This window comes from Pelolinea submarina, from assembly GCF_003966975.1.
Taxonomy (GTDB): Bacteria; Chloroflexota; Anaerolineae; order Anaerolineales; family Anaerolineaceae; genus Pelolinea; species Pelolinea submarina.
The window spans coordinates 3,439,680-3,456,385 of sequence record NZ_AP018437.1 but is presented as its reverse complement, the minus strand read 5'-3'; the positions used below and the strand labels follow the sequence as shown (position 1 = coordinate 3,456,385).

Here is a 16,706-nt window from a genome sequence, read left to right as displayed (position 1 = left end):
TTTTGACAAAAAATACCGTTGAGAAAAATGATAAAAAGAAAGAGAAGGACGAAAAACCGCTGCGGCAGGCGTGGATCCCAAGGAGTACCGGGTTCACGGCCATAACGGTTGTCAGTGTTGCGCTGGCAATTTGGGTGGCATGGCAATCGGTTTCCGGAGGCGGCACCCTCTGGAATGGAATTTTATGGGGGGTTGTAATGGGCGCAAGTATTTGGTTGGTATTTTTGGGGATGAATTATTTTCATAGCTTATTTGGCAAACCGGATAATTATAAAAAAGGGAAAAAGAATTCCTGAGTTAAAATCAAACCAGAGAACAATATATCCGAAAGCAGGTTGTAATGGTTAATTTAGTATTAGTATCTCACAGTAAAAAGTTGGCTGAGAGTGCGGCTGGCATGGCATTGCAAATGATCGCTTCCGGACAGGTTAAAATCGCCACAGCTGCGGGCGTGGGGGAGGACAACCAGGATTTTGGAACGAACGCGGTAGAAATTGCGGATGCTATCCAGAAGGTCGATTCGAAAGAAGGGGTTTTGGTGTTGATGGATTTAGGCAGCGCTGTACTTAGCACTCAAATGGCGCTGGAATTACTTCCGGATGATGTGCGTACCAGGGTGCGTGTTTGCCCGGGACCTTTTATTGAAGGGGCCGTAGTGGGGGCAGCCCAAGCCAGCGCGGGGGGCACTTTGGAGCAGGTTTACACCGAAGCTTTCAACTCCATCAAACCCAAGGAAGAACAATTCGAGCCGGAATTACCGCAGCAGCCGGTGGAAGTGCCGGCGGATCAAAATGCTGATCCGAATAAGCATGAAGTTGTCTTAACACTTCAAAATGAGCATGGATTGCATGCCCGCCCGGGTGTCCGATTTGTTCAAACCGCTTCCAAGTACGACGCAGATATAATGGTGACGAATCTTACCACCGGCAAGGGGCCTTCCTCTGCTAAAAGTCTCACCGCGATAACTTTCCTGGGTGTACTGAAAGGTCACCAGATTCAGGTTACGGCGACAGGTAAACAGAGAGACGAAGCGTTGAAAGCCTTGACTGAACTCGTGGAAAGCAAGTTTGACGAGGATTGAGCTTTACTAAAATGAAGGATCAGAGCCTGCCGACAAGCAGGCTCTTTTTTCATCGGGAAAACGATTTGAGAAACCGCTTGGTAAAGAAGTGCATCGAACCGGGCAGCCCCGGGTTAAATTGTAAAGCTTGTACTACGCGATTGGAGTTATTCTTGCGCTTAGAGATGTGTAATCAATATTTAATGATTAAAATCCTTCCAAAGTAATAAAAATAATATATACTTATAATCTGTTATAACTGGTAGTTACAAGTTTATCTCGAAAGGATTTTGTAGTTATGTCGTTTACAAAAGAATTTACTGTTACGAATAAAGTTGGACTGCATGCCCGTCCGGCGGCTCGTTTTGTAAAAGCAGCTGCCAAGATGGAAGGAAATTCGATCGTGATCGCAAATGTAAGCAAGCAAACTCCCCAGGTCAACGCTAAGAGTTTTACCTGTGTACTTTCCATCGGCGCCAATCAAAATGACGTGGTCAAAGTGACTATCGATGGCGATAATGCCGAAGAAGCTATGAATACCTTTAGTGAACTCTTTGCAACCAATTTTGGCGAAGAAGACTAATCAGGAACCTCAAATTTATCGGTATTAAGGAGATTGGAAGCAATGACGAAGGAATTTTGTTTCATATTTCGGGCAAATGACTACGAAAAAACGGTAAATTTCTATCGAAATCAGCTTGAATGCCCTGTAATTCAGGAATGGGACCGCGGTCCGGCCCAAAAAGGAACTGTTATTCACCTAGGCGGCATGAAAGTTGAAATGCTGGCGGTCGCACCGGGCAAGGAAGCCATCCAACCCAAAGGTTTTGAATTGTCCATTGAAGTTGACGATGTAAACGCATACTACAAGTTTGTCCAGGGAAAAGGCATTGCCATCCTCGGTGAAATTGCCGATAAACCCTGGGGGCAGCGCGCTTTCTCTGTCAACGATCCCAACGGAATTAAAATAATTTTCTACACCGACCTATAAGATCGGTGTTTTTTTGTGTGATATTTGTCTATTGACATCTTTGAGGATTATTTCTATAATATTTAAGTCAACCTGTAATTACCAGTTGTTACAAGTAGACGGATAGATCGGCTGAAATAAAAATAATGGAAATCGACCGGAATCATCAGAAGCCGCTTCATTCCCAGCTAACCGAGGTTATACGGGATAGGATTCGTACGGGTTTTTACCCGGTGGAATCAAAGCTGCCCTCTGAGCGGGAGATTTGCGAAGAATTCAACGTTAGCCGCACCACTGTCCGTGAAACCATCCGCCAGCTTATCCGTGAGGACTTGGTCAACGTCCAAGCCGGGCGGGGCGCGTTCGTGAAGAAACCCAACCGCAATATTTCAGTGAATGTATCCCTGAATGGTTTTTCTAATGATTTAATCAAATCCGGAAAAACGCCCAGCAGTCGCTTGCTCAGTCTCGAGGTCGTAACACAACCCAAAGAAGAATTTGCCCAAGCAATGAAATTAGAGCCGGGCGATGAACTGATAAAAATTGAACGACTGCGCCTGGTCAATAATGTTCCGCTGGCGATTCACCTGGTTTTAGTGAATCATCGTTTCTGCCCAAAGATCCTGGAATACAACCTCGCTCAAATTTCATTATTTAGAATACTGCGGGATGTCTTCCATTTGAAAATTGACCGGGCAACCCAGGAAGTATTTGCCTCCCTTTCAAATGAACGCGAACGGGAACTTTTAGCTTTGCCTGAACCATCTGCTGTCCTGCATGAGTATCGCACAACCTATTTGGATACAGGTGAAATTATTGAGTATTCGGCCGCAACCTATTGCGGTGATTTTTACCATTTACTTATAAATTTAGATGCAACAGAAAAAATTTTTAAAGGTGAATAAAAAAATGATCAGTATTGTAGTAGTCTCCCATGGAAATCTGTCTGAACAGTTAATTAAATCATCTGAAATGATTGCGGGCCCTGCTGAAGATGTATATGCTTTAACGCTCCAGCCAGGAGATAAGCCGGAGGATTTTGCACAAAAAGTCGATGACACCATGGCAAAAATCGGAGACCAGGAAGTATTGATTTTAATTGATATCTTGTGCGGAACGCCTTACAACGTTACAGCCCGCCAAGTGTTAAAGAATAACGTCGAATGCGTCACGGGCGCGAACTTACCCATGTTGATTGAAGCGCTGCTCAGCCGTGATGGAATAACAGTCTCGGAATTAGCAGAAACCATCACAAGTGTGGGAGCTGATTCTGTCAAGAATCTTAAGCCATTTTTAAACAGGAATTAAGATCCGGCATTTAATCTATTAATGAAAGGAGGTGTTTACTATCAAAAACTGGAGCCTTGTTCGTATTGATGACCGATTAATTCACGGTCAAGTGATTGCGGTTTGGTGCAAAACCAAGACTTTCACCCGGATTCAAATCGTCGATGATTTAGTTGCTGCTGACTCATTTATGGTGGATGTTCTCCGTTTGGCAGCTCCCGCGGGATTGGAAGTTGTCGCGGAAACTATCGAGAACAGTGTGAAATCATTGCAGGATAATCCGACCCCCGAAACAACAATGATATTAATGAAATATCCGAAAACCGCAAAACAACTCTATGATGCAGGTATTACTTTCTCTGCATTAAATATCGGTGGTATGGGTATGGGCCCTGGCAGGAAAAATGTATTCAAAAATACATCCATTTCCAGCGAGGAATATCAGGTTTTAAAATCCCTGCAGGATGACGGCGTGGAAATTACTTTCATGTCTGTACCTGGGGAAAAATCCAAAGAATTTAAAGACATTCCGGCTATATAAGCTATGTAATTAACGGTACTAAAAATATTAAATAAGGAGGTGCTTAATAAATTATTGAGTTTTATTGGTAGGTAGGTCGAAAATAAAAAATTATTAAATTCTTAAAGGAGATATAGTAATGAATGTTCCAGTAAAGAAAGATAAAAAGCAAATTGCCATTGCTATGATGATCACCATGCTTTTACTCGCTGGTAGCTTCATCTTCGCACAGGCTGCTCCGGTTGCTCAAGATACACCGGTAACCATGAGTCTCCCGATGGCTATTATCATCGGCTTGATGTATTACATGTCCATGTCCCCGTTCCTGGGCAACCTGGGTTACACCGTTTTCTATCGGCCTCTGGTTGCCGGTACCCTGGTTGGTATCGTCATGGGCCATCCTGCGGAAGGTATTGCCATTGGCGCGAACATCAACGTCTTGTACCTCGGCTGGATCTCAGCCGGTGGTTCACTGCCTGGTGATCCTGGTCTGGCCGGTTACCTGGGTACTGCATTAGCCTTGGGTAGTGGTTTGGACGTGAATGGTGCTTTGGCTATTGCCGCGCCGCTGGGTTTGCTTGGAAGCATTACCTGGTCACTGCGTATGGCTGTCTGCGCCACCTTCGCCCACAAGGCGGATGCTTTCGCTGAGAAAGGCGACATCAAAGGTGTTGCCAGGGCAAACATCATCTACTCGCAGCCCTTCCAGTTCGTGCTGTATGCTGTTCCGGTCACATTGGCAGCTTACCTCGGCTCTGCCGCTGTGCAAGCCGGTTTGAACTGGGTGGCCGCTAACGCGATTTGGGTGATGTCCGGTCTGTACACCGCTTCCGGTATGCTGGCTGCTCTGGGTATCGCGCTCAACCTGAAATTCCTATTGGTAAAAAATGTTTGGCCGTACTTCTTCGCCGGTTACATTATCGCTACCCTGATGGGTGGCAGTGTCAACTTACTGCCTTTTGCTGCCCTCGGCGGCGTTTTGGCTTTCATGCATGTTACATTCACCGGTAAGGGTGATTCCGCTGAGAAAACCGAGAAAGTTGAAAAGGAAGTTGCCGAAAAGAAACGCATCCTCACCGAGAAAGACGTCTTTGCCTCATGGTGGCGTTGGCTGTGCTTCTCACACAGTTGCTACAACTGGGAACGTATGCAGGGTATTGGTTTCGGCCATTCAATGACCCCCATCATTGCCAAACTGTACACCAAGAAAGAAGACGTAACCGCTGCATTGAAACGGCACCTGGTCTTCTACAACACGCAACCTGATATTGGCGGCATCATCAACGGTATTGTCATTGCTATGGAAGAAGAACGCGCCCTGGGTGCGGACATCACTGACGATGCCATCAACGCTGTCAAAGTCGGCTTGATGGGCCCGATGGCTGGTATTGGCGACACAATCCAGCAGGGTATCGTTATCCCGATTTTGCTCGCTATTGGTATGAACATCGCTACTGGCGGCCAGGTTGGCACGGCGACCAAAGGCAACATTCTGGGCCCGCTGTTCTTCTTTGTGTCCATGGCTGCTTTCGTTTGGGGTGTGGGTTGGTGGCTTTACAAGACCGGTTATTTAAAAGGTCGCGATGCAGTTACCAACATCCTGCGCAGTGGCACGCTTGATCGCTTGATGAGTGGCGCTATGGTCCTGGGTAACTTCGTTATCGGTGCCCTGACCGTGAGCTTTGTCTCCCTGAAAACCCCCCTGGCTTTCATGATCGGCGGTTCTTCCTTCGTCATTCAGGACATCCTCAATATGTTCATGCCCAACTTGCTCCCCTTGATTCTGACCCTGGTTGTCTGGTGGTTGGTTGCCAAGAAGCAGGTTAGCGTGACCAAAATCATGTTCGCCATCATTCTCATTGGCATCCTGGCCTCGATTCCGATCTGGCCCAGCATCAATGAAGCCGGTGAGGTGATCAAAGCTGGTCTGCTTTCCAGCTAACCATCTACACTTCTTAAATAATTTGATTGTGTAGATACTAAATGTAATTACAGGTGGTGGAGGTTCAAAATTTTTACTGGTACCGAACCTCCACCCTGTAAAAATAAAATTTGAAAGGTCAAAAAATAATGTCAGATTCAAAAGCACATCGCTGGAATCGAATTTTCAGCAAAAAAGGACGCACGGTCATTTTTGCCATGGACCATGCTGCCTCCTTCGGTATGATGGAAGGATTGGAAAAACCCGGTGAGGTTATCACCAAGGTACAAGCCGGTGGCGCGGACGCCATCCTCACGAATGTGGGTGTGGTCAAAAATTTCGCTAAAGAAATCGGCAACATGAGCATCTGCTTGCGTGTAGACGGCGGCAGCACTATGCTGGCCGAACAACGCAACAGCTCCCAGTTGGTCTTCAATGTTTACGAAGCTCTGCGCTTGGGCGCGGAAGCAGTCTGCTGCATGGGTATGCCCGGCGCTTCCTATGAAGCCGATAATCTGCCCTACTTGGCCGATTTGATCTCCCAGGGTATGGAATGGGGCGTTCCGGTAATGGCAGAAATGCTGCCCGGTGGTTTCGAAGATCCCGCCAAGTGGTGGACCCCCGAAAATATCGGTCATGCCTGCCGTGTCGGCGTTGAAATGGGTGTTGACTTCGTCAAGACAACCTACAGCGGCGATCCGGAAAGCTGGAAGAAAATTGTTGAACAAACTTACGCTCCTATCGTTGTACTCGGTGGTGGCAAATCGAAAGATCCCGCTGACCTGCTGACCTCAATTTATGATGCAGTAAACGCCGGCGCAGCCGGTGTGGCTGTTGGCCGCAATATTTACCGTCACCCGCACCCGGACAAACTCACAGCTGCCATCGTAGCTATTGTTCATGAGGATGCAACTGTAGAAAAAGCTCTCGAATATTTAAAGTAGTCTAGGAAGGAACAAAATGGCTGAAACATATAAACGATCTGTATTTGTTGGAGTAAAACAGATCCGAATTGATGAGCTGCCAATTCCCAAACCCGGTCCTCGGCAAGCGTTGATTAAAGTAAAAGCCTGCGCAATTTGCACCTGGGAACAACGAATGTACAGCGGTGTTGAGAAGTACTACCCTCTTTCCGGTGGACATGAAGTTTCCGGAGAGTTGGTTGCGGTGGGCGAAAAATGCTTCATTGACGCGAAACCCGGCGATCGTGTAGTTTACGCCGGTTTGACCCGTTGTGGTTACTGCGATTCCTGCCGTTCAGGCATGGACAGCAACTGCGACAATTCTCGTAAACCTTTCAGCGACAACGATGTTCCCGGACCGGCTGGCCTGGGTGAATATGTCCTTGTTGATGATTATCAGGTTTACAAAGGTGCCAATGACGTTTCTTTTGAGGAATTGTGTTTGGCTGAACCGGTCAGCTGCGTGACACGCAGTATTTTGCACGCAAATATCAAGCCGACTGAAGACGTTGTCATTATCGGCGCCGGTATCATGGGCGTTTTACACGTCCTTCTGGCAAAACAGGCGGGCGCACGCGTTATTGTTAGTGAACCGAACCCGGAACGGGCAGCTTTTGCGAAGAAAATTGGGGCAGAAACGGTCATTGACCCCATTAAAGAATCATTTGTTGACCGTGTAAAAGAACTGACGGATGGACGCGGAGCAGACAAAATCTTCGTTGCTGTCAGTATTGCTAGTGCTGTCGAGCAAGCCGTTGAGGCAGTGGCAAAGGGCGGACGAGTAGCCGTATACGCCAGCATTCACCCACGTGGAACGAAAATTTCCGTGGATCCAAACCTATTCCATAGTAACGAAGTTGTTTTAAGTGGTACGGTAAGCCAGGATAAAGAGGACTTTTTATTAGCCACGCGCATGATTTCAAAGAAAATCATTGACGTAAAACCCTTTATCTCGAAAGTATATCCCTTCTCTCAGTTGGAAGATGCGATTGAAGCTGCCATGACCCCCGAGACTTATCGGGTCGTTGTGACGATGTAATAACTAAATTAAAGCAAAACTGTAGATGAGGTTATTGTTTATGCGATAACCTCATTTGCATTTAAACCCCTGCTGATGAAAATAAATGGAAATAGAGATTGTTGGAATCTCAGTAAAGAAGAAAAAAAAACTGGTCATCGACTACGGCACTGCTCCTGAGATTTTCGGCTCATGAATAGTGCGGCGGTCGCATGACCAGTACTGATCTATCGGTTATTTATTCAGAATTAGCTCGCTGAGCTTATTTTCGTCAAAGTCCAGAACAATCTGGCCGTCAATATCGAAGGTGGGGGTGATTTGATAGCCGTTGCCCCATGAACGCACCTGGCGAGCGGCCGTCAAGTTGGTGGAGATATCCACCTCTTTAAAGGGAACATTGTTGTCTTTCAACCACACGCGGGCTTCGCGGCAGCTGGGGCACCAGGGGGTGCAGTAGATCACGACACCGCCACTGGGAAGGTCTTCATCTTCATGATAGAGATGTTTTAGCTTTTCATCCGCGTCCGGGATGATCTTTTTTAATTCCGCCAATAGCACTTCGTTATCGGGTTGTTCGTGAATATCGTGAACGTCGATATAGCGCAAAACGCCGTCTTTGTCGATGATGAACACCGCGCGCTCGCTTTGCCCGTCATCTTTGAATACACCGAACTTTTCCGCGATAGCGCCGTGCGGCCAGAAATCGCTGACCAGTGGGTAGTTGATACCGCCCAGGCTTTCGGCCCACGCCCGCAGGCAGGGGACGTGATCGGTGCTGATTCCCAAAACCTGCACATCCAATTTCGCAAAGGTATCGTGCAGCGCTTCATAAGAAGGGATCTGACCGGTGCAAACGGGGGTCCAGGCAGCCGGATAAAACGCGATAACAACCGTTTTTCCGCGTAAAAGCGACAGGGTGACATCTTTGCCTAAATGGCAGGGAGCGGTAAAATCAGGGGCTTGCATACCTGTTTTAAGTTTCATAATATACCTCCATTGGTTTCTAACTTGTATGTATTATAATGTTTTCGTATTTTGGGAAATCAAATTAATAATTCTCTAATAGCAAAGGAAGTGGCCTATGTACAAAGTAGTACTCATCCGGCACGGGGAAAGTGTCTGGAATAAGGAAAACCTTTTCACCGGTTGGACCGATGTGGATTTATCAGAGAAAGGTGTGTCCGAAGCACATAACGGCGGCAAATTATTAAAAGAAGGTGGATATACATTCGACATCGCCTTCACTTCTGTCTTAAAACGTGCTATCCGAACCCTGTGGATCGTGCTGGAAGACATGGATTTGATGTGGATTCCGGTGGTCCGTTCCTGGCGTTTGAATGAACGCATGTACGGCGACCTGCAGGGCCTCAACAAAGCGCAAACCGCTGAAAAATTCGGCGAAGAGCAGGTGCACGTGTGGCGCCGCAGCTATAATGTCCCACCACCGCCTTTAACCCGCGATGATGAACGTTATCCCGGCAAAGATGCGCGTTATGCCAGCCTGCCGACGGATGAAATCCCTCTGACCGAGTGTTTGAAGGATACCGTGGAACGTTTCCTGCCTTATTGGGTCGATAGCATTGTCCCGGTAATTAAGGAAGGCAAGAAAGTGATTATTGCCGCTCACGGCAACAGCTTGCGTGCGTTGGTTAAATATCTGGATAATATTTCCGATGACGAAATTACCGGTTTGAATATTCCCACCGGTGTTCCGCTGGTCTATGAGTTGGATGAGGATATGCACCCCATCCGCCACTACTACCTAGGCGACCAGGACGCAGTCAACGCGGCCATCAACGCAGTTGCCAACCAGGCCAAGAAAAAGTAGCTACAACCATTAATAAATGAAGGCAGTCCTAATTGGGCTGCCTTTTTTGTTTAAAAATTTATTTTAACCAATCCAAGTTAATAAATCATCCGTCTGTAGAACGATATTTTGTAAAAATAGAATTACAGAAGTGTAATCCACTGTCTATTGAATAGGGAATATACGAATCGTATAATCCCTACTTAAATTCGGTGGATGATTTCCCTGATATCCATTGTAAATGGATTTCATCGCGATAAATCGTTGAATTAAAAATGACAGAGTTGGTTTATACGAAATACCCATGGAAATCTGACTAGCGGGGAATTGGATGATGTTAATAATTTCATGACACGGAGGTATTGATGATTTCTTTATCAAGTAAGAAAAGACTGGTGACTATTTTGCTGCCGATCATGCTGATTATCAGCCTGATGGCATTCGGTTCCGTTTTTGCCGATGATGGGACTGCCCCTGAAGCAGGCACAGGAACAACAGCCGAAAGTCCGTCGGGTGGTGAGATAAGTTCAGACGACGAGAATACACCGATGCTGACCGACATAGCTGATTCCACTGATGATTCCCAGGATGAAACTTCTGCAGATGAGCAGCTGGACGAGAGCACGGATAGTGGCAGCAGCTCGGACGATCAGTTGGAGAATGAGGGCACATCACAAGACGAGATACTGGATGAAAGCGGCGATGATACCGGCGATGATACCGGTGAATCGGATGCTTCTTTGGATGAAGGCTCAACTTCGACAGAATCTGACGATGTGATTGCTGATAATTCGGAAACTGAAACAGGCGATGACCAGGGCGAAAATTCCGGTGATGTTGCCAGTGAACTGGCCGAAAGTGATCTTACTGTAGTAGATGAGAATGGCGATGAGGTTGACACAACCAGCGAAAGTAACGCTGAGATCATTTCCAGTGCGGATCCCTGGTGGATAGTGAATGGCGTAAAATACGCCTACGTGAAAACCGGCGGTACCTGTCCATCAGATGCGACTTATTGCTACGAATCGGACACACCTATCAGCAGTGCGCTTACATATATGGATGAAAATGGCTTGATACCCAGCGATGGAATTTTGCACATTGAAGCGGATTCTTACACGGAAGACATCTCGGTTGATGGATCATCCGGCTACGGGAATCTTTCTGCGCTGAAAGGGATTGTCAGTTCAGGCACTTCTTCCGACACAACCATCACGGGTACGATCATCATTTCCAACACCACCAGCGGTTTCACCTTGATTGGCATGACCATAATCGGTCAATTGGAAATTACCGGTAACATTGGCACAATCACGTTAACGGATGTTACAGTGGAATCCTCCAGCGGAACGGGCATTACTATCACCGACCAGAATGGCGCGGTGACGGTTGACCAGGTGAAGGCAGACAACAATAGCGCTTATGGAATGTACGTAGATAACACAGCTGGAAATAGTGCCGTTACCATCACTAACAGCGAATTCAGCCACAACGATGATTCCATTTCCAGCACCAACTATAGCGGTCTGTACATCAACTCCAATGGCGTCATTACACTGGATGGTGTAACCGCCAGCGCAAATGCCGGTAGCGGTGCAGAATTGACTTCCTCTAAAGGTATTGTGGTTGGAAACAGCCTTTTCTCCGGCAACTTTACGGAATCTTTGGATGAAGACTATGGCTACGGTTTATATATAAATAATACTTCCACCACGGCTTACGTTACGCTTGAAAATGTGCAAGCGGATAACAATGAACTGAGCGGCATCTATGTTGTCACCGGCGGAAATATTGTGCTGGAAAGCGTCAGCACTTACAGTAATGGTCTGGATTATGATTACGGAGGCATTCACCTTGATAACACCAGCGGTAAAGGTTCTGTGAGTGTGAGTGATAGCCAATTCTCAACTAACGGTGATAATGGCTTGGAAGTCTATTCCAGCAAGAATATCAGCCTGGATAGTGTTACAGCCGAGGATAATGATGGGGATGGCGTCTATCTGGATAACTGTATCTACGATGCAGCCAGCGGCACTTGCCTGGGGAATGGGATTGTCAGCATTGCCGGGAATTCCGTAAATTCTTTCAATGATAATGGCGGAACGGGGTTGTATATTCTTTCAGGCAGCAATGTAACATTAATGAATTTCACTGCTGATAACAATAATTATGGCATATATATTAAAAATAACTACACCGGCAAGTCCGGCGTGGTGACAATCAAACAGACCTATACATCCGACTTGGAAGATTTTACCGACAGTGTTTCCAATAACACCTTGAATGGCATCCAGATTTATTCCAATGGGAATATTTCCATACAGGATTTGACTATCGCAAACAACAGCGCTAATGGCGCCATCCTGGACAACAGCACTGGTAAATCTAAATCCGTCTCTTTGAGAGCAGTTGATGCAACCGGTAATGGCGGGCACGGCATCTGGATTTCTACCAATGGCGCGGTGACGCTATACAGCGTGAATTCTTACTCCAATAGTGCCAATGGCTTGTACATTTGGGCTTCTGATTCAACCAAGACCATTAGCTTCACTGGCGCGCGCTCATTTACTGCAAATTATACAAACAATGGCGGATATGGCATTTACATCCTCTCATCCGGTATCATCAACTTGCGCGCTGTGGATGCCAGCGGCAACGGATACGGTGCGTACATCGATAATTCCACTGGTTCAAACAAAGCGGTTAATATCAGCAGCGCTGATTTCTCGGATTCTACGCTAGGCACCGGTTTGGTCGTAAATTCCAACGGCGCAATAGTTCTGAAGAATGCGACTTCTGACAGCAATGCCTTGAATGGTATGCAGCTGGATAATACCTCTTCTACCAAGAAACAGAATGTAAAGATCTACGACACAACGGCCAGCGACAACGCGAGTGGTTCCGGTATTCTGATCGAAAGCACCGGCATGGTGATCTTGAGCGCGGTGCAGGCGAATTACAACACCGGTACCGAAGGCATGGGCGTTTCAATTGACAACTGCCAATACGACAGTGCCTTGGGCGGCTGTACTTATACCGCAGGTATTAAGGTGATCGGATCAGATAACCAATTCAACGAGAACAAGCTGAATGGTCTGTCGATCACGACCAATGGCGCGGTCGTGCTGACTAACATCACGGCGGATAAAAACGACGAAAACGGTTTATCCATCAACAACACCTTCGATTTGTCTAAAGTGTCAGTGAAATTAAGCACCTCCAGCGGTTACACCAATTCTTTCTCCGGCAACGGTAACTATGGGGTGTACATCACCATTCCGGGCAGCATCACACTTTCCAAACTGGAGGCCAACGACAACATCGTGGATGGTCTTTTCCTGAGAAGTACCGGCGGCAGTATTACTCTGACCAGCACGACTGCTAATAACAATTCCGGAACTGGTTTGGATATCGATGATGCAAAAAAAGTAATCCTCAAGAATGTTGTGACTTCGTCAAATGGTAAATATGGCACCTTTATTTCCAATGATAGCGATGTGACTATCCTGTCAGCCACGCGCGGTGGAACAGGGATTGAAAGCAACAATAACACATGGTCAGGTCTATACCTTGAGACGGATGGCAACATCAGCATTTCCGATGCAGTAATGGATAGCAACGGTGATAACGGGGCTCACCTGGATAACACCACGGGTGAGGGAAAATGGGTCAGTTTAAGCAACGCCATTTTTAATGAAAATGGTTATGATGGTGTCGTAATATTAACCACTGGCAGTGTGACCTGGAAGGATGGCGGCGCCAGTGGAAACAGCAACGGACATGGCGCCAGAGTAGACAACACAGGCGCTGCCACAACCCAGTCGGTCAGTGTCTCCGGTGCGAACTTCAATGGTAATTCCGCCTATGGGTTGTACGTAGACAGTCTGGGCAATATCGACCTGAAGTCGGTAACGGCCAACAACAACCTGGGCACAGCCGGTGCTTACCTGGATAACTGCCAGGAAAGCGGTGTCACCGGCACTTGTGAAGGCAGCGGGAATATCACAGTGCAGGGAAGCTACGGCGCAGAGGCATTTAGTGGTAACAGCGATATCGGATTACTGGCCTATTCATTTGGCAACATTACCGTGATCAACGTGAATGCTAACAACAACGGAGGCCAAGGTTTGGTGCTCTACAACCCGTATAACGGTTCAACCGGTGTTATTACTGTCAAAGCGACCTCAAAGAGTTACCTTTCTGAGGTTTCTAATAATGGATCAAATGGAATAGCGATCAACACCAACGGTGCGATTTACGTGGGCAATGTCAGTGCGGATGGGAACGTGGGTTATGGCATCACCATTGACAACACCACCTCGGCCAACGCTGATGGAGTAACTTTGACCCGCATTCAAAACGATGGCAACGGCAATAACGGCTTGCACGTCGTGACGAATGGTGACATCAGCCTGAGCTACGCGGTAGATTACACGGACGGCATCTATCTGAATAACAGCAGCGCCAGCTCTGCGCGGGATGTCACCGTTACCCGTTCCAAGTTTGACGGTGTTACGGTTGGCAATGGATTGGAAGTTGTTACCAAGGGTGATGTGATTTTGGACAATCTGACGGCCACCAACAATAAGAATGGCGTCTTCATAGATAACAGTGCGGGTTCTGGCGCGACCGTGAAGTTGACGAATAAAATTGGCGAAAGCGTATTCAGCAATAATACCCAGAATGGCCTGTTGATTGTATCCACCGGCGACGTCAGCCTCAGCGGCCTGACTGCGGAAGCCAACGGTACTGATGGAGTATCTATCAGTACGTCCGGTAGCTTGCTGGTCAGCGACGCGTTGCTGAACCGCAATGGTGGAGCAGGCATTTACGCGACGGCAAATGAAGGCATCACGTTGTTCAAGGTGCGTTCAGTATTCAATGGTTCACTCAGCAACGGTGATGGCGTAACCTTGACCGTTGCGAGCGGCTCCGATGTGAAAATTTCTTACAGCGTATTCAATGGGAATTATGGCTCCGGTATCGACATAACCGGCGACGCCAGCCCGGAACTCTACAAAACGACCTACTTCGGTAATGATATGGATAATTCCGGAGACGCTAATTTGGATTACTAGTATTGTTTGCTTAAAATGAAAAAAGGGCACTTCATTTTCAGAAGTGCCCTTTTTATTTTTATAATAATAGGTGAGTTTCAGAATTAATGGAACTCAACTCTTTTCTTTTTTTTGATACGCAAATTTGTGATGGAATTGTTGTGCAGACTAATTTCTACTCTTTATGGTGGCTGGCGTGATTATTCGTTAGACGCAATTATTTGTTGACCGGTTTGCCGCAATACTCACAACAGCCTTTTTCATCGGGTAGTGTGGTAGCACCGCACCAGGGACAAACCTGAGCGGTTTTGGGTGTGTTCGCCGAAATAATGCCCTCACGTACCTTTTCCTGGATTTGCGTAAAGGTTTTTATTATTTCCCGTGCCAGGCTCTCCGCTTCCCTGTAATCGATAGACCCCTTACTTTCGATGGATCCGGAATTGGCTCTGAATTTGATTTTGTCAAACCATTCGTTATTGACGTGGAGGGTGATGTAGAAATCGTAGCTATATTTATAACGAGGTGGGTTGTAGCTGCTTCGATGCCCTTCCTGATCCTGCTGCATTACCTCGGTTTTGTTCTCATCGATGTCCATGTCGCAGCCGGTGATTTGAGAAAAAGCGATCACGTCGGGGTTGGCTTCATGCCATCTTGAGGCCGAGGTCACGATAAAGTAATTGGCTTCCTCATCAAGCAGGACTTTTGTGGAATTACCCAACGTCCGGGTAACGTGAAAGTTTTCAACAGCCTGTTTGTTCTCTTCCCGATATTTCAGATGTTCTTTGATTTGCGCAATCGTGCTGCCCCTTCGATCGTTGAAGAAAGGAGAGAGCTTCTTTGCGCAATCCTTGCACATATTCCCGTCTTCTAACTTGCGGTTTCCCAGTAAGCCGATTTTTTCGCCGCAAATATCACAAAATTTTTTCTCGAATAATCCCATTTTTGTTCCCTCTCTGCCTGAATTGATAGTATTCAATACTGTGCTGTAATGTATAAAATTTTATCTTACACTATTTTTTTGTAATGTATTGGTAGATTCCACCCATTTTCCACGTAAAAGATATTGATTAAGGTTATTTTATAGCATTTGTTTTAATACCCGGATGATTACCGGTTGTCCTGTCTTTGTTAAATCAAAAAACGCATCCATAATGCCAGCGGCAGCTAACTAACGGGATGCGTTTTGATTATCGGGTGATGAAAATGCTTATTTACTAATCCAGGTCAACAGTATGCAGCGCGATACCGACGGTGCCCGGACCGACGTGTGTGCCGATTACGGGGCTGAGTTCATACGTCTCCATCTCAGCGTATTTCATTCTCTCACTGAGGGCCATTTGAATGGCTTTGGCTTCTTCCGGCGCCTGGGCATGGATGATGCCCACGTAGGCTTTTTTTCCATCCGCTTTTTCAACTGCCAAATCCATCAGGCGCTGGAGGGCTTTCTTCTTGGTGCGTACTTTTTCGAGCGCGTCGATCTTGCCTTCCTGATTGAGGTATAGGATGGGTTTGATATCCAACGCGCCGCCCAGATAACGGGATGCGCCGCCAATGCGGCCGCCTTTATGCAGGTATTTCAAGGTGTCCACCATGAAGAAGATGCCGGCAGTTGCAATGATACGTTCGGCCAGTTCGACGAGCTGTTTGGCTTCTGCGCCCTTTGCGCGCGCCTGAACCAGCGCCTTGACCAACAAAGCCAATCCGGCTGAGGTCAGCTTGGAATCAACGACTTCAATAGCGTACTTTGAAAGGTGTTTTTGTGCCATCAGGGCGGAATCGACCGTGCCGCTGATGCCGGAAGAGATCAACACGGCAACTACTGCATCGTTCTTTTCGGCTAAATCTTTCATCAGAACCTCAAATTCGCCGTAGGTCGGCTGTGAGGTCGAGGGAATGCTTTTGCTGGCATCCAGCATATTGTAGAATTCATGCGGGGTGATCGTGACACCGTCACGGTAGGTGTTCTCATCCCAATGCAGATTCAATGGAATGATAGAAATATCGTGCTCCTGCACAAATTCCGGGGATAAATAGGCCGTACTGTCAGTAATAAATGCAATTTTGGACATAGAATACTCCTCGTAAATACGAATAAATGCGGACT

At 46.9% G+C, this 16,706-nt stretch carries 15 protein-coding genes and 1 pseudogene; 13 read left to right on the top strand and 3 right to left on the bottom strand.

Going from position 1 to position 16,706, the window contains the following annotated elements; translation table 11 throughout:
* The first annotated feature begins 2 nt into the window (after positions 1–2).
* The 11 genes and pseudogenes from Pelsub_RS15285 to Pelsub_RS15240 all read left to right on the top strand — a co-directional run bounded on the left by Pelsub_RS15285 (position 3) and on the right by Pelsub_RS15240 (position 7,759).
* Positions 3–296, top strand: coding sequence for a hypothetical protein (locus Pelsub_RS15285; RefSeq protein WP_116226154.1), 294 nt, complete (start codon positions 3–5; stop codon positions 294–296).
* A gap of 44 nt (positions 297–340) precedes the next feature.
* Complete coding sequence (dhaM, locus tag Pelsub_RS15280; RefSeq protein ID WP_116226153.1) at positions 341–1,081, top strand: dihydroxyacetone kinase phosphoryl donor subunit DhaM; 741 nt, start codon at positions 341–343, stop codon at positions 1,079–1,081.
* A gap of 277 nt (positions 1,082–1,358) precedes the next feature.
* Complete coding sequence (locus Pelsub_RS15275) at positions 1,359–1,643, top strand: HPr family phosphocarrier protein (protein ID WP_116226152.1); 285 nt, start codon at positions 1,359–1,361, stop codon at positions 1,641–1,643.
* Positions 1,644–1,685: 42 nt separating this feature from the next.
* Positions 1,686–2,051 carry a VOC family protein gene (locus Pelsub_RS15270; RefSeq protein ID WP_116226151.1) on the top strand — a complete coding sequence of 122 codons (366 nt, stop codon included), beginning with the start codon at positions 1,686–1,688 and terminating at the stop codon, positions 2,049–2,051.
* A gap of 125 nt (positions 2,052–2,176) precedes the next feature.
* Positions 2,177–2,386: pseudogene (locus tag Pelsub_RS16015) on the top strand (winged helix-turn-helix domain-containing protein); the annotation flags it as partial.
* A gap of 9 nt (positions 2,387–2,395) precedes the next feature.
* A complete protein-coding gene (locus Pelsub_RS15265; protein ID WP_232528603.1) occupies positions 2,396–2,935 on the top strand; it encodes a GntR family transcriptional regulator in 540 nt (179 codons plus the stop codon).
* A gap of 4 nt (positions 2,936–2,939) precedes the next feature.
* Complete coding sequence (locus tag Pelsub_RS15260; RefSeq protein ID WP_158675161.1) at positions 2,940–3,338, top strand: PTS sugar transporter subunit IIA; 399 nt, start codon at positions 2,940–2,942, stop codon at positions 3,336–3,338.
* A 31-nt stretch (positions 3,339–3,369) separates the two neighbouring features.
* A complete protein-coding gene (locus tag Pelsub_RS15255) occupies positions 3,370–3,858 on the top strand; it encodes a PTS system mannose/fructose/N-acetylgalactosamine-transporter subunit IIB (RefSeq protein WP_116226148.1) in 489 nt (162 codons plus the stop codon).
* A gap of 118 nt (positions 3,859–3,976) precedes the next feature.
* Positions 3,977–5,779, top strand: a complete 1,803-nt coding sequence (locus tag Pelsub_RS15250) for a PTS system mannose/fructose/sorbose family transporter subunit IID (RefSeq protein ID WP_116226147.1) — start codon at positions 3,977–3,979, stop codon at positions 5,777–5,779.
* A gap of 128 nt (positions 5,780–5,907) precedes the next feature.
* On the top strand, positions 5,908–6,702 hold the full coding sequence (locus Pelsub_RS15245; RefSeq protein ID WP_116226146.1) for a class I fructose-bisphosphate aldolase: 795 nt from the start codon (positions 5,908–5,910) through the stop codon (positions 6,700–6,702).
* A 16-nt stretch (positions 6,703–6,718) separates the two neighbouring features.
* Positions 6,719–7,759, top strand: coding sequence for a zinc-dependent alcohol dehydrogenase (locus Pelsub_RS15240; protein ID WP_116226145.1), 1,041 nt, complete (start codon positions 6,719–6,721; stop codon positions 7,757–7,759).
* A 213-nt stretch (positions 7,760–7,972) separates the two neighbouring features.
* Here the strand turns inward: Pelsub_RS15240 and Pelsub_RS15235 are convergent, their stop codons facing one another.
* A complete protein-coding gene (locus Pelsub_RS15235) occupies positions 7,973–8,722 on the bottom strand; it encodes a redoxin domain-containing protein (RefSeq protein WP_116226144.1) in 750 nt (249 codons plus the stop codon).
* Positions 8,723–8,819: 97 nt separating this feature from the next.
* Here Pelsub_RS15235 and gpmA point away from each other — a divergent pair, with 97 nt between their 5' ends.
* Both gpmA and Pelsub_RS15225 read left to right on the top strand, forming a co-directional pair.
* A complete protein-coding gene (gpmA, locus tag Pelsub_RS15230) occupies positions 8,820–9,566 on the top strand; it encodes a 2,3-diphosphoglycerate-dependent phosphoglycerate mutase (RefSeq protein WP_116226143.1) in 747 nt (248 codons plus the stop codon).
* A gap of 344 nt (positions 9,567–9,910) precedes the next feature.
* Positions 9,911–14,623 carry a beta strand repeat-containing protein gene (locus Pelsub_RS15225; RefSeq protein WP_116226142.1) on the top strand — a complete coding sequence of 1,571 codons (4,713 nt, stop codon included), beginning with the start codon at positions 9,911–9,913 and terminating at the stop codon, positions 14,621–14,623.
* A 196-nt stretch (positions 14,624–14,819) separates the two neighbouring features.
* Here Pelsub_RS15225 and Pelsub_RS15220 read toward each other — a convergent pair whose 3' ends face one another.
* Positions 14,820–15,542, bottom strand: a complete 723-nt coding sequence (locus tag Pelsub_RS15220) for a DUF4428 domain-containing protein (protein WP_116226141.1) — start codon at positions 15,540–15,542, stop codon at positions 14,820–14,822.
* A 274-nt stretch (positions 15,543–15,816) separates the two neighbouring features.
* Complete coding sequence (locus Pelsub_RS15215; RefSeq protein ID WP_158675160.1) at positions 15,817–16,671, bottom strand: DegV family protein; 855 nt, start codon at positions 16,669–16,671, stop codon at positions 15,817–15,819.
* Between the last annotated feature and the right edge of the window lie 35 nt (positions 16,672–16,706).

Bases quoted from the DNA above. Each gene is read 5' to 3' on its own strand.
- dhaM (WP_116226153.1), top strand. From the start codon at position 341: ATGGTTAATTTAGTATTAGTATCTCACAGTAAAAAGTTGGCTGAGAGT.
- Pelsub_RS15275 (WP_116226152.1), top strand. From the start codon at position 1,359: ATGTCGTTTACAAAAGAATTTACTGTTACGAATAAAGTTGGACTGCAT.
- Pelsub_RS15270 (WP_116226151.1), top strand. From the start codon at position 1,686: ATGACGAAGGAATTTTGTTTCATATTTCGGGCAAATGACTACGAAAAA.
- Pelsub_RS15260 (WP_158675161.1), top strand. From the start codon at position 2,940: ATGATCAGTATTGTAGTAGTCTCCCATGGAAATCTGTCTGAACAGTTA.
- Pelsub_RS15250 (WP_116226147.1), top strand. From the start codon at position 3,977: ATGAATGTTCCAGTAAAGAAAGATAAAAAGCAAATTGCCATTGCTATG.
- Pelsub_RS15245 (WP_116226146.1), top strand. From the start codon at position 5,908: ATGTCAGATTCAAAAGCACATCGCTGGAATCGAATTTTCAGCAAAAAA.
- Pelsub_RS15240 (WP_116226145.1), top strand. From the start codon at position 6,719: ATGGCTGAAACATATAAACGATCTGTATTTGTTGGAGTAAAACAGATC.
- Pelsub_RS15235 (WP_116226144.1), bottom strand. From the start codon at position 8,722: ATGAAACTTAAAACAGGTATGCAAGCCCCTGATTTTACCGCTCCCTGC.
- gpmA (WP_116226143.1), top strand. From the start codon at position 8,820: ATGTACAAAGTAGTACTCATCCGGCACGGGGAAAGTGTCTGGAATAAG.
- Pelsub_RS15225 (WP_116226142.1), top strand. From the start codon at position 9,911: ATGATTTCTTTATCAAGTAAGAAAAGACTGGTGACTATTTTGCTGCCG.
- Pelsub_RS15220 (WP_116226141.1), bottom strand. From the start codon at position 15,542: ATGGGATTATTCGAGAAAAAATTTTGTGATATTTGCGGCGAAAAAATC.
- Pelsub_RS15215 (WP_158675160.1), bottom strand. From the start codon at position 16,671: ATGTCCAAAATTGCATTTATTACTGACAGTACGGCCTATTTATCCCCG.